Genomic DNA, 12619 nt, shown 5'->3' with positions numbered 1-12619 from the left:
CACCGCCGGTCGTGCAAGATCCTTCCGCGCCAGTCTTGTGCAGCCGCACCGCCGAAGGGAACATCCGTCTGATGCCGATCCTCGACGGATTGATAGCGGAACGGCTATCAATGGCCGCCCGTGAAATTCGCTGGGGCGTCCGACCCCCGCCCCGTACCCTCGCGGCATGCCAAGACCCCACGGATTCAGCTACGAGCAGCACACCGGCGGAACCGTCCGCATCACCCACCACGGCCGCCCCGCCACCACCCTGAACGGCCCCCGGGCCGCGCAGTTCCTGGCCGAGGTCGAGAGCTCCGACCCCCAGCTCGTCATGGCCCGCTGGACCGGCAACTACAAACGGGGCAACGAACGCACCGCGCGCGACCATCCCCGCAATCGCCGCTGACCCGATTGGCGGCAAGGTAAGGGAACGGCAAAACCGCCTCGCTCGTTCACCCGGCATGACAGCTATGACCCCCGGCTCGAACATCCCCCTGTCCGCCGCCCGCGTGACGGTGGACGTCGCCGCCCCGGTGCGGCTCGACGTATCGGGCCTGCTGCTCACCGCCGACGGCAAGGTGCGCTCCGACGACGACTTCATCTTCTACAACCAGCCGTCGGGCCCGGGCGTGACGTACCGCTCCGGTGGCGGCACCGCGCCCGACGCGATCACGGTCGACACGGCGGCCGTACCCCCCGGCATCGAGAAGATCATCGTCACCGCCAGCCCGGATGCCGCGGGCCAGACCTTCCAGGGCGTGGAGCCGACCGCCACGATCCGCAACGCGGACGACAGCTCCGTCCTGGCCTCGTTCACACCGCCGCAGCTCGGCAGCGAGACGGCCCTGGTGATCGTGGAGATCTACCTGCGCAACGGCCAGTGGAAGGCCCGCGCGGTAGGCCAGGGCTACTCCAACGGCCTCGCGGGCATCGCCACGGACTTCGGTGTGACGGTGGAGGAACCGGCCGCCGCCCAGCCGGTGACCCCGCCCCCGGCCCCCATGCAGCCGCCGGTGGCCCCGCCCGTCACCGCGCCCGCGGCACCCCCGGCCCCCGCCACGCCTCCCCCGCCGGCGCCCGGCACCGGGAAGATCAACCTCGACAAGGGCCGCGTCAGCCTCCAGAAGAACCAGACCGTCTCCCTCGTCAAGGGCGGCCGCCCCCTGCTCTCCTCGGTCAAGATGGGCCTCGGCTGGGAGCCGGCGTACCGCGGCAAGGACATCGACCTCGACGCCTCGGTCATCGCCTACGGGCCGCAGCGCAACCACATCGACAGCTGCTACTTCGGCAAGCTCCAGATCGTGGGCGGCGCGATCAAGCACTCCGGCGACAACCTCACGGGCGAGGGCGGCGGCGACGACGAGGTGATCATGGTCGACCTCGGCCGGCTGCCGCAGGAGGTCACCGGCCTGGTCTTCACGGTCAACTCCTTCTCCGGCCAGAAGTTCACGGAGGTCGCCAAGGCCTACTGCCGCCTCCTGGACGGCACGACGGGCGAGGAACTGGTCCGCTTCGACCTCACCAGCGCCGAACCGCAGACCGGCGTCATGATGGCCAAGCTGATCCGCCAGTTCTCCGGCGAGTGGGACATGACCGCGATGGGCGACTTCGTGAAGTCCCGCACGGTCAGAGGCATGGTCAAGCCGGCAGCCCAGGCCCTGTAAACGCCCTCTTCCCCGCGCCCCCTCAGGGGCGCGGGGAACTGCGCGACGAGCCACACACCCCCCGCACCCGCAAAACTCCCGCACCCCCACGGCGCACGGGCCGACGGCCAACGCCCTCAGTCGCCCCTCGGCCGCAACCCCTCCACCAACAGCATCAAATACCGCCGCACATACCCACACTCCGCATCCGCCAGCTCCGCCGCCGCAGCGACCCCATGAACCAGCCGCAGAACATCGATCGGCTCGACATCCCCCCGCAGCGCACCCACCTCCCGCGCCGCACGCACCAGCCGCCCCGCCGCACCCTTCACCGAGTCCCCGCAGGCCGTCCCCACCGGGGACCCCGTGTCCGTGACGGCAGGACCCAGCAGGGCCTTGAGTCCACGCACCTCGATCAGCCCGGCACCGAGCTCGTACAGCCACTCCACCAGCGCCTCGCCCGGCGCCAGCCCGGCCGCCAGCTCGTCCGCCCGCGCCGCGATCGCCTCGATCCGGTCGAGATACACCGCCTCCAGCAGCGCGTGCCGGGTCGGGAAGTGCCGGTACAGCGTGCCGGAACCCACCCCGGCCCGCTTCGCGATGTCGTCGAGCGACGCGCTCTCACCGTGCTCGGCGAACGCCTCCCCGGCCGCCTTCAGCAACCGCTCGTAGTTGCGCCGGGCGTCCGCGCGCATGGGCCGGACCTGCGCCACAGTCACTCCCTGCAGAACGGGGACATTCCCCGCATCCTATCGAGGCGAGATCCGGCCCACCCGCCTCACGACTTCATGGCACCCGCCGCCAGGTCCCGCAGGAAGTGCCGCGCCCCGATCAGGAACACAAGAATCAACGGGATGACGCTCATCAACGCGCCCGCCATCACCAGGGAGTAGTCGGTGTTGTAGAGGACGTTGAGGTTCGCCAGGGCGACCTGGAGGGTGACCCTGTCCGGGTCGATCATGACGACCAGGGGCCAGATGTAGTCGTTCCACAGGCCGATGAACGTGAAGATGCCGAGGAAGGCCAGGGCCGGGCGGAACAGCGGCAGGGCGACCGTCCAGTAGAGGCGGAAGAAGCCGGCGCCGTCGATCCGCCCGGCGTCCAGGAGTTCGTCCGGCAGTGAGTTCTGGGCGTACTGGCGCATCCAGAAGATGCCGAACGCGTTCGCCGCGCTGGGGATGATCAGCGCCTTCAGCGAGCCCGCCCAGCCGAACTCGGCCATGGTGACGAACTGCGGCACCAGGGAGAGCTGCGCGGGGATCATGTACGTCACCAGCAGCATGCCGAAGAGGAACTTCTTCGCGGGGAACTCGTACTTGGCGAAGGCGAAAGCGGCCAGCGAGTCGAAGAACAGCACCAGCACGGTCCCGAGCACGGCGACGACGACGGTGTTGAACAGCGAGCCGAAGAAGTCGACGGTCTCGAGCACCCGCCCCATGTTGTCCAGCAGATGCGGTCCCGGCAGCAGCTTGGGCGGGTAGCGGTAGATGTCCTGCGTGGTGCCGGAGGCCAGCACCACCAGCCAGTAGAAGGGGAACAGCGAGACCAGCACACCGAACAGCAGCGTCGCCCGGACGCCGATACGGCTGAGCCTGCTGCCGGAGCCGATGGCCAGGTGCGCGCTTGAGGTCGTCCTGTCGTCAGCGGCCATTGCGGGCCCCCTTGCGGCGCAGCAGACCGGCGATGCCGGGGCGGCGGTCGTCGTCCGAGCCGGAGACCAGCCGCCAGTTGATGACGGTGAAGATCGCGATGATCGCGAAGAGGACCCAGCCCATCGCGGCGCCGTAGCCGAACTGGTGCTCCTTGAAGGCCTTCTGCCACAGATAGAGCACGATGGTCATCCCTTCCTGGCCCGGACCGCCCGTGGTTCCGACGTCGGTCGACTGGAAGAGCACCTGGGACTCGGTGAAGATCTGCAGGCCGTTGATGGTGGAGGTGACGGCGGCGAAGAGCACCACGGGCCGCAGTTGCGGCAGCACGACGCGGAAGAGGGTCTGCCGGCTGTTCGCGCCGTCGACGCGGGCGGCCTCGAAGTGCTCGGTGGGGATGGCCTGGAGGCCTGCCAGGAAGATCAGCGCGTTGTAGCCGACCCACCGCCAGATGATCATGAGGGAGACGGACGACTTGATGCCCCACTCCGAGGACAGCCAGCCGATCCCGTCCACGCCGATCGCCCGCAGCACCGCGTTGGCGAGGCCCGCCTGGGCGAAGACCGAGCCGAAGACGACGGTCATGGCGACCATCGAGGTCACGTTGGGGATGAAGTACGCCACCCGGTAGACGCCGCTGAAGCGGACCTGCGAGTGCAGCAGGAACGCCAGCACGAGGGCCAGGAACAGCATCGGCACCGTCGACAGGAACCAGATCTCGAAGGTGTTGAGCACCGAGTGCCAGAACACCGGGTCCTGAAGCAGCCAGCCGTACTGCTGGAACCCGACGAAGCGCATGTCTCCGATGCCGTCCCAGTCCTGGAAGGAAAGATAGACGGAGAAGACGATCGGGAAGGCGCCGAAGACGGCGAACAGCACGTAGAACGGGGAGATGGCGAGCAGGGGCGGGACGTGACGCCTACGTCCGCCCGGGGTGGTGGACTTGGCACGACGGGCAGGTGGCCCCTCGTCGGCCACCGGCGCACCGGCCGGGTCGAGAACCGTGGCCATGTCAGCTCACCCCCACCCGGGACAGCGTGGTCTCGGCCGTGTTCACGGCGTCCCGCCACGCCCGGTCGGGGTTCTTGCCGAGCATCTCCACATTGGTCAGCTCCTGGAAGAACGGGGTGTTGGCGGTCTCCTCGTAGGGGCTGAAGTAGACGACCGGGGCCTTCTGGGCGGCCGGGCCGAAGACGTCGATGGGCTGCTGACCGCCGAAGAAGGAGTCGGGCTTGTGCATCGCGGGGTCGGCGTAGGAGGCCGGAGTGGTGGGGAACAGGGCCATCTCCTGGTAGCTCTTGAGCTGGTTCGCGGGGCTGAGCAGCCACTTCAGGAAGGCGAAGGCCGCTTCCGGTTCCCGGCAGTAGCGGGTCAGGGTGACGTAGGAGCCGCCGTAGTTGCAGGGGCCGTCGGGCAGGGTGGTCAGCCGCCAGGATCCGGAGGTCTTGGGGGCGGTGTCCTTCAGGCCGTAGATGGCCCACACGGCCGTGGTCATGGTGGCGACGCGGCCCCCGCTCATGGCCGCGTTGAAGTCGGGCGTGCCGTCGGTGATCCGGGCGCTGAGCTTCTGCCGGAGGATCTCCACGGAGAGATCCCAGGCGCGGCGGATGTGCTCCTGATCGCCGATGAAGCGGTTGTCGGCGTCCACGAACTGCCGGGGGCTCTGGAGCAGGACCTGCTGGAAGACGTTGCCGATGTTGCTCACGAGGTAGGGCTTGCCGGGTCCCTTCGCCCGCAGGGTCCGTCCGGCGGCGATGAACTTCTCCCAGGTGGGCACCCCTTCGGCGACATCCGCCGGCTCGTGGGGCAGTCCGGCCTTCTCGAAGAGGTCCCGGCGGTAGTAGAGCGCGGTGGGGCCGGCGTCCAGCGGGAAGCCGATCATCCGGCCCGTCGGGGTGAAGCAGGCCTTCCACTTCCAGTCCAGGTACTGGTCCCGGACGGATTCCGCGCCGAGCGTGCGCAGGTCGAGGAACTCGTTCTCGTCGGGGAAGAACGTGGCGAGGTTGTCGTTGTTGACGACCGTCAGGTCCGGAACGTAGGCGCGGGCGGCGAGGCTGGTGCGCACCTTGGAGTCGATGTCGCCGTCCGGGATCTGGGAGCCCTTCACCTTCAGCCCCGGCACGCCGGGGACACCGCGCCGGGCGGTGGCGAGCAGCTGGTCGCTGAGCGAGCCCTTCCAGTACCAGAGGCTGAGGTGGTCCGTGCCGGTGGAGGCCGATCCCGCCTCGGCCCCGCATCCGGTCAGTCCGAGCAGGCCCGCTCCCGCGCCGCCGAGGGAGGCCCCCAGAAATCGTCTGCGGGACATCGTGCGGTGTTCCATGGGCGCGCACTCGCTTTCCGGGCGTACCGCGGCCGGGGGAAGGCGCTGCCGCGGGCCCGTTCTCACGGGGATGGGGGGGACGCTTCGGATGCTTCGGGCGCTTCCGGGATGAGGAAGCGAAGACAACGATGTCGGCGGGCGCGTGGTGGTCGGGCCGACGGTGTCGCGATGGGGACTTCTGGGGGTTCGTGAACGTTCACGTGAGCGTTGCCGTTGAGTATCGGGGCGCCCGAAAACCGGTGTCAAGAGAACGGCGGGGTGATCTGCCGACAGGGCCCGGCAGCCCCGGGCGTCAGGCGGACTCGCGCACGACCAGTTCGGGCGTCACCCACGCGTCCGCGCCCCGCAACGGCTCCTCGCCGGCGCACAGCCTGGCCACCTGCTCCACGGCCAGCCGTCCCAGCTGCCGCTTGTCGATGTGCAGGGTGGTCAGGGCGGGGTCCACCAGCTCGCCCAGGGAGAGGCCGTCGAAGCCCAGCACGGCCAGATCGTCCGGCACTCCGCGGCCACGGCGGCGGGCGGTGCGCATCGCCCCGACCGCGATCAGGTCGTTGAACCCGAAGACCGCGGTGATCTCCGGCCGCGCGTCCAGCAGCCGCTCCATGCCGGCCTCGCCCCCCGCCACGCTGTGCTCGGGGCACAGCACGATCCAGCTCTCGTCGACGGGCAGACCGTGCCGCCGCACCTGTTCGAGGAAGGCCTGCCTACGGGCACCCGGCCCGTGCTCGCCGTCCAGCATGCCGATCCGGCGGTGCCCGGCCGCGACCAGGTGGGCGATGCCCTGCTCGACACCGGCGGAGGCGTCGATGCCGACGGCCGCGAACCGGGTCTGCTGCGGACCGCGCTCCAGCAGTACCAGGGGCACGCCCCCGAGGTGCCGGGTGAGCACCTCGTCCGAATCCTTGAAGTAGCCCACGACCGCGTCCGCCTGGTGCGAGAGCACGTCGAGCGCCTGCCGCTCCCTGGCCTCGTCGATACGGGAGTCCCATACGACGACCTGCCAGCCGCGCTGCTCGGCCGCCTCCAGCACTCCGGCGGCCACCTCGGGGAAGAACGGGTTCCGCAGGTCAGGGATGACCAGGCCCGCCGTCACCGCCCCCTTCTGGACGAGCCCGCGCGCGAACCGGCTGGGCCGGTAGTCCAGCAGCCGCGCCGCCTCCAGCACCCGTTCCTTGGTGCCCGGGTCGATCTCACCCTTGTCGTTGACCGCCCGGGAGACCGTCTGGCGTGACACCCCGGCCAGCCGCGCGACATCGTGGATCGTGGCCCGGCGCCGGGCACCATCGGGCCGGTCCGTGCCCGGCTCCCCCCGCTGATTGTCCGTCCGCACGCAGAGCACTGTATCCGGCGCCGGATCCGGCCCGGCAGGGGAAGCGGGGCGGGCCGCTCAGTCGTCGAGCTCGGTGAACAGGGTCAGCTGGAGGGCGCCGGGGGCTTCCAGCCGGGAGTTCAAAGAGTTCCAGGGGGTGCGCGTCGGCTCGGCGACGACCTCGGCTCCGGCGGCGGCCAGCTTCGCCGTGACGGCGACGGAGTCGTCCACCTGGAAGGCGACCCGGACATGCCCCGCCACCCGCCGCCCCACCTCCACGTCGTCGATGAAGGCCGCGTGGTTCGGATCGGTCAGCTCCAGCGTGGCCCGCCCGGCATCGAGAATCGTGACCCGCCCGCCCTCCGAGGCGAAGGCCCCCTTCTCGGCCAGACCGAGCACGTCCCGGTAGAAGTGCAGCGCGGCGTCGTAGTCGTCGGCGGTCACGACGAGGCGCAGTTCTCGGACGGCTGGTTCCTCGGACATGGGGGCTCCTCCGTGATCTCGGGTATCCGCAGACAACCCGGGCCCCGGCGGGTTGATTCCCGAGGCGCCCCTCAGAACAGCGCGCTGTACGCGTTCAACGCCGGCTGCCCGCCGAGGTGGGCGTAGAGGACCGTGGAGTCGCGGCCGATCTCCCCGTTGGAGACCAGGTCGATCATTCCGGCCATGGACTTCCCCTCGTACACGGGGTCGGTGACCATGCCCTCCGTCCGGGCGGCGAGCCGCATCGCCTCCAGGGTGGTCTCGTCGGGGACGCCGTAGACGCCCGCGTGGTACCGCTCGTCGAGTTCGACGTCGGACTCGGTCAGCTCGCGCTCCAGGCCGATGAGCTTGCCGGTGTTGTGGGCGATCCGGGCGATCTGCGTACGGGTGGCGGCCGGCTCGGCCGAGGCGTCGATGCCGAGCACGCGCCGGGGCCGCCCGCCCGCCTCCTCCAGCGCGGCGAACCCGGCGACCATGCCGGCCTGCGTCGACCCGGTCACCGAGCACACGACCACGGTGTCGAAGAAGACGCCCAGCTCCCGCTCCTGCAGCACCACTTCATGCGCCCAGGCGGCGAAGCCGAGGCCGCCGAGCGGATGATCGGAGGCACCGGCCGGGATGGCGTACGGCTTCCCGCCGCCCTCCTCGACCTCCCGGAGCGCCTGCTCCCAGCTCTCCTTGAACCCGATCCCGAACCCGGCCCTCACCAGCCGCACATCGGCCCCGGCGAGCCGGCTGATCAGGATGTTGCCGACCTTGTCGTACACGGCGTCGGGCCAGTCCACCCAGCTCTCCTGTACGAGCACGCACTTGAGTCCGGCCCGGGCGGCGACGGCCGCGACCTGGCGGGTGTGGTTGGACTGCACCCCGCCGATCGAGACGAGCGTGTCACAGCCCTGGGCGAGCGCGTCGGCGACCAGGTACTCCAGCTTGCGGGTCTTGTTCCCGCCGTACGCGACACCGGAGTTGCAGTCCTCGCGCTTGGCCCACAGGGAGGCGCCGCCGAGGTGCTCGGTCAGCCGCTCCAGACGGTGGACGGGCGAGGGGCCGAAGAGCAGGGGGTAACGCTCGTACGAGGAAAGGGGCATGGATCGGACCACCTGTCTATAGCGCCTCGTCGGGCAAGTCACCGTAACGCTCGATGACTTCCCGCGCGAAGGCCAGCAAGTCACTTGCCCGTTGCCCGCTGGGCTGCATTGTGGTCCACAGCTCCAGATTTTCCGGCTGATTGTCGTCACGGATACCGTTCTTGTGGTGCACGCTCTCCACACGCGGCCTCAGCGGCCTACCCAAGATCTGCTCCATGATCAACCGATGTTCTGGAACACGCTTCCCATCCACCCAGAAGATGCGATAGCCGTTCTGAAGGCTTCCCCGAACCTTACGGCCGTCAAGACCGTTCTTGCCACGACGTAGACGCTTGTAGTGCAGGTCACAGTACCCGCGACCGCCGCCGTATCGCTCGCGCTCACACCCCTCGTAACTGCAGAGCGTGCCACGCCGGGTCCATTCGAACTTCGTGGCCAACGGCGATCCGTATCTCTGTAAGCGCCTGTAGTGCGTGTTGCACAATCCTCGCGCCTTCAGCGGCCTCGAACAGCCCTCCATTTCGCATGGCCGGGGCGGGGGCGCAGCCCTCTCCGAGGGGATACCACCACCGTTCGGGTCACCGTAGGCGAGCCAACGTTGGTAGTGCAGATTGCAGTACCCGCGCCCCTTGTGCGGCCTGGAACACTCATCAATTTCACACAACCTGGTTGCCATTCCGACAGGTTGGCGAACTTGTGCCCTTTACTCAAGCCATGGCCAGAGCTCTTCACTGCCACGCTCCAGCAAGGACACCATCCGGAAACCCGCGTCCGACAGGCCGCCGAAGGTGTGCCGGTTCGCGGTACCCGACGGGCCGTGGCCCGCCCGGTACCCCGCGAGGTTCCAGGTGTAGACCGGCACATCGGCCGGGACCTGCTCGGTCGGGTCGCCCTGACGGTGGGGCGTGTACTGCTCGTCGGTGACGATCAGCACCCGGTCGTGCTTCCGGTAGTGCCGGCGCACCGCCTCCGTCGTGTCGGTGCCGCCCAGGTCGCCGAAGCGGCCGAGGATCTTCAGGACCGACTCGCCCTTGCGGAACCGCACACGGTCGCTCGTCGAGCCGAACTCGACCAGGTCCGCGCGCTCCGCCCGCAGCGCGAGCGCCGTACCGAAGATCGCCGCCGCGTCGGCGCGGGTCAGCTCCGAGCGGTCGGACAGCCGGGACCAGAACATCGAGCCCGAGCGGTCCACGAGCACCAGCGTCCGGCCGGGCAGCGCGGGCACGTTGGCCAGGGAGTGACCGAGGGCCCGCTCCAGCGCGTACGACCAGCGCAGTGACGGCGCGTGCTGGTACGCGGCGAGGTACCGGAAGGGGAACTGCCGCGAGCGCGCGACCTCCGCCGGGTCGCTGATCCGCGCGGCGACCCGCTCGGCGACCTCGTCGGACACCCCGGCCTCGTCGAAGTTCCTCAGGTTGCGCGCGAGGGCCATGGCACCCATGGATGGAATCACGGCTTCCCAGGCCGCCTTGTCCATCGGCCCCTGGATCCAGCCCGCCAGCGTCTCCCACGTCATTCCGGCCGCGGCCAGCCGCTCGGCACCGCCCTCGGCGGTCACGACCGCCCGCCGCTCCTCGACCGGCAGCGCCATCAGCTCGCGGTGCGCGGCGAGGACGCGGTCCGCCTCCGGCGGCACCGCGGTGTCGGGGTTGTGCCGCCGGTCGAGGGCGTACCGGAACAGTTCGCCCTGCCACGGCTTGTCCGGGTCCGGGGCCGCGTGCACGAGGTTGAGGATGTCGCCGAAGCGGTAGCCCTTGGAAGCGGTGTCGTACTTCAGCAGTGCCTTGCCGTGATAGAGGCGGCGCACGGCGTCGGCGATGCCGCGCTTGACCGGCTTCGGCACGTTCCGCCCGTACATCGCGGTCCAGTACGCGAGCAGTTCGCCCGGCTCGTCGGGCCGCTGGAGCACCGAGGCGACGACCTGCCGGTTGGACGGGCCGTCGGTCGCGCCCGCGTCCAGGCGGGCCTTGACGTACTCGGCGGCGCCGACGACCGAGGCCGTACGCAGATTGCCCTCGCCACGCAGCCAGCCGAGCAGGCCGGCCGTCCACGCCGGGTCGCTCACGGCGAGTTCGCGCACGAGCTTCGCGAAGCGGTCGTCGCGGTCGGGGCCGGACTCGTAGAAGGTGTGCTGCGAGACGAAGTTCGAGACGGCGAGCAAGAAAAGCTCGGAGCGGGCATCCCGCTCGCGGCCGCGGCCGCCCTCGTAGGTGCGCAGCACACGCCCCGTGGAGGTGACGCGCGAGACGGGACGCGCGCGGGCTGCCTTGGAATTGAATCGCGCCATGATGAATTCCCCCGAATTCGTTCTTGCTTGTTTCCGGGGGAGACGCTGCATGCGAGAAAAGAGGTGGGTGCCCGAGGACAGAAGTCGGCGACGGACTATTCAGATGCTCTACCCATTGAGCTACAGCGACCCGAAGTCACTGACGGGACTCGAACCCGCAACCCTCCGATCCCATGAAGTAACCGTTGCCTTCGCACCGGGCACCCACCACATGCTGCGCCTCCCGAGATCAAGTCGGCGGCGGCGTCGGATTCTTTGGAAGAGAAGTAGCCGCTGCCATCGCACCGGGAGGTGCGTGACGTTGTGATCTCACTGTAGGAGGCGCAGCGCGGGCACTGCGACCGAATTAATTACCGCTTCTGGCGCTTCCAGGGGCCGGTGATGGCCAGCATGATTCCCGGCGTCTGAATGTTGGCGTACAGCGTCCGGCCGTCGGGAGAGAAGGTGACGCCGGTGAACTCGCTGAACTCCGGCTCCTCCTCGGTGCCGATGTTCAGGTCGTTGCGGGCGATGGGGTACGTCCGTCCGCTGTCGGTGGCGCCGAACAGGTGCTGCACCCCTTCCCCGTCCTCGGCGATGACGAGGCCGCCGTACGGGGAGACGGTGATGTTGTCGGGGCCGTCGAAGGCGCCGTCCTTGGAGGGGTCGGGGTTCACTCCGAGCAGGACCTTCAACGTCAGCATCCGGCGCTTGGGGTCGTAGAACCAGACCTGCCCGTCGTGCTGGACGGGGCTCTCGTCGCGGGCGTACGAGGAGACGATGTAGGCACCGCCGTCGCCCCACCACATGCCCTCCAGCTTGCGGGCGCGGGTGACCTGGTCGTCCTGGAACTGCTTGCGCACGGGGACGGTGCGGGCGTCGCGGTCGGGTACGTCCACCCAGTCGACGCCGTACACGGTGCCGATCTTCGTGGCCCGGGACAGGTCGTCGACGAACTTGCCGCCGGAGTCGAAGCACTTGGGCGCCTGGAGGACACCGGCGTCGTCGGCGAGCTTGCGGAACTTCCCGGGGCCGTACTCGAAGCCGCGCGGCGGGGTCCAGCGGAAGAAGAGGCCGTTGGGGCCGGCGGCGTCCTCGGTGAGGTAGGCGTGGCCGCGCCTGGGGTCGATGACGACGGCCTCGTGGTCGTAGCGGCCGAAGAACTTCAGGGGCTTGGGGCCGCGGTTGGCGCGCCGGTCGCACGGATCGACCTCGAACACATAGCCGTGGTCCTTGGTCATGCCGTTGACGCCGGCCTTGTCGGAGTTCTCCTCGCAGGTGAGCCAGGTGCCCCAGGGGGTGCTGCCGCCGGCGCAGTTGGTGGAGGTGCCGGCGATGCCCACCCACTCGGCGACGCGTCCGTCGGGGCGCACCTCGACGACCGTGCAGCCACCGGCGGCGGCCGGGTCGTAGACGAGGCCCTCGGTGAGCGGCACCGGGTGCTCCCAGTTGGCGCGCGGGCCCTTCAGCTCGTGGTTGTTGACGAGCAGGGTGGTGCCGCGGGGACCGTCGAAGGTGGCGGTGCCGTCGTGGTTGGACGGCGTGAACTCGCCGGACTCCAGCTTCGTCTTCCCGCTGTAGGTGAGGATCCGGTACCTGAAGCCGGCGGGCAGCGCGAGGATGCCCTTGGGGTCCGCGACGAGCGGCCCGTAGCCGACTCCGGGCCGGCGGCCGCCTTCCGCCGCCTCCTCCCCACTGTCGGTGTCGTAGGACGCGAGGGCGTTCGGTGCGGTGGCGAGGGCGCCGACACTGCCCGCCAGCGCGACACCGGCACCGGTGATCGCGGAGGTTCTGGCGAAGTCCCTGCGGGTGAGCGACATGGTGTCTCCTGTGACGGTGAGTATGCCGTGGAGGGTGGCGGACCTCGTTCGGCGAAACC

The 12619-nt window shown here is 69.6% G+C and carries 12 protein-coding genes; 2 read left to right on the top strand and 10 right to left on the bottom strand.

Going from position 1 to position 12619, the window contains the following annotated elements:
- Nucleotides 1–166: 166 nt before the first annotated feature.
- Complete coding sequence (locus ACZ6I3_RS04255) at nucleotides 167–388, top strand: hypothetical protein (RefSeq protein ID WP_469411506.1); 222 nt, start codon at nucleotides 167–169, stop codon at nucleotides 386–388.
- 64 nt (nucleotides 389–452) lie between these two features.
- The gene (locus ACZ6I3_RS04250) at nucleotides 453–1646 is read left to right on the top strand and encodes a TerD family protein (protein WP_469411689.1); all 1194 of its coding nucleotides are present in this window, start codon (nucleotides 453–455) and stop codon (nucleotides 1644–1646) included.
- Between the two features lie 116 nt (nucleotides 1647–1762).
- Here the strand turns inward: ACZ6I3_RS04250 and ACZ6I3_RS04245 are convergent, their stop codons facing one another.
- The 10 genes from ACZ6I3_RS04245 to ACZ6I3_RS04200 form a co-directional block, all read right to left on the bottom strand.
- On the bottom strand, nucleotides 1763–2338 hold the full coding sequence (locus ACZ6I3_RS04245; RefSeq protein ID WP_469411504.1) for a TetR/AcrR family transcriptional regulator: 576 nt from the start codon (nucleotides 2336–2338) through the stop codon (nucleotides 1763–1765).
- A 65-nt stretch (nucleotides 2339–2403) separates the two neighbouring features.
- Nucleotides 2404–3276 (bottom strand): carbohydrate ABC transporter permease, encoded by an 873-nt coding sequence (locus ACZ6I3_RS04240; RefSeq protein ID WP_469411502.1) that lies wholly within the window; start codon nucleotides 3274–3276, stop codon nucleotides 2404–2406.
- Complete coding sequence (locus ACZ6I3_RS04235) at nucleotides 3266–4285, bottom strand: carbohydrate ABC transporter permease (RefSeq protein WP_469411500.1); 1020 nt, start codon at nucleotides 4283–4285, stop codon at nucleotides 3266–3268. The genes ACZ6I3_RS04240 and ACZ6I3_RS04235 overlap by 11 nt, the downstream gene beginning before the upstream one ends.
- A 1-nt stretch (nucleotide 4286) precedes the next feature.
- Entirely contained in the window at nucleotides 4287–5579 is a 1293-nt protein-coding gene (locus tag ACZ6I3_RS04230; protein ID WP_469411498.1) for an ABC transporter substrate-binding protein, read from the bottom strand.
- A 307-nt stretch (nucleotides 5580–5886) separates the two neighbouring features.
- Nucleotides 5887–6924 carry a LacI family DNA-binding transcriptional regulator gene (locus tag ACZ6I3_RS04225; RefSeq protein WP_469411497.1) on the bottom strand — a complete coding sequence of 346 codons (1038 nt, stop codon included), beginning with the start codon at nucleotides 6922–6924 and terminating at the stop codon, nucleotides 5887–5889.
- 57 nt (nucleotides 6925–6981) lie between these two features.
- Nucleotides 6982–7386, bottom strand: coding sequence for a VOC family protein (locus ACZ6I3_RS04220; RefSeq protein ID WP_469411495.1), 405 nt, complete (start codon nucleotides 7384–7386; stop codon nucleotides 6982–6984).
- A gap of 71 nt (nucleotides 7387–7457) precedes the next feature.
- A complete protein-coding gene (locus tag ACZ6I3_RS04215; protein WP_469411493.1) occupies nucleotides 7458–8474 on the bottom strand; it encodes a 1-aminocyclopropane-1-carboxylate deaminase in 1017 nt (338 codons plus the stop codon).
- 16 nt (nucleotides 8475–8490) lie between these two features.
- Nucleotides 8491–8913 carry an HNH endonuclease gene (locus tag ACZ6I3_RS04210; RefSeq protein ID WP_469411491.1) on the bottom strand — a complete coding sequence of 141 codons (423 nt, stop codon included), beginning with the start codon at nucleotides 8911–8913 and terminating at the stop codon, nucleotides 8491–8493.
- A gap of 264 nt (nucleotides 8914–9177) precedes the next feature.
- Nucleotides 9178–10761: a TROVE domain-containing protein gene (locus tag ACZ6I3_RS04205; RefSeq protein WP_469411489.1), complete on the bottom strand. Its 1584-nt coding sequence runs from the start codon at nucleotides 10759–10761 to the stop codon at nucleotides 9178–9180.
- A gap of 350 nt (nucleotides 10762–11111) precedes the next feature.
- Entirely contained in the window at nucleotides 11112–12560 is a 1449-nt protein-coding gene (locus tag ACZ6I3_RS04200) for an alkaline phosphatase PhoX (protein WP_469411487.1), read from the bottom strand.
- Nucleotides 12561–12619 lie beyond the last annotated feature (59 nt).

Source organism: Streptomyces sp. NPDC041940 (assembly GCF_055589465.1).
The sequence above is the reverse complement of the archived record's forward strand: the minus strand, read 5'-3'. Positions and strand labels throughout refer to the sequence as shown.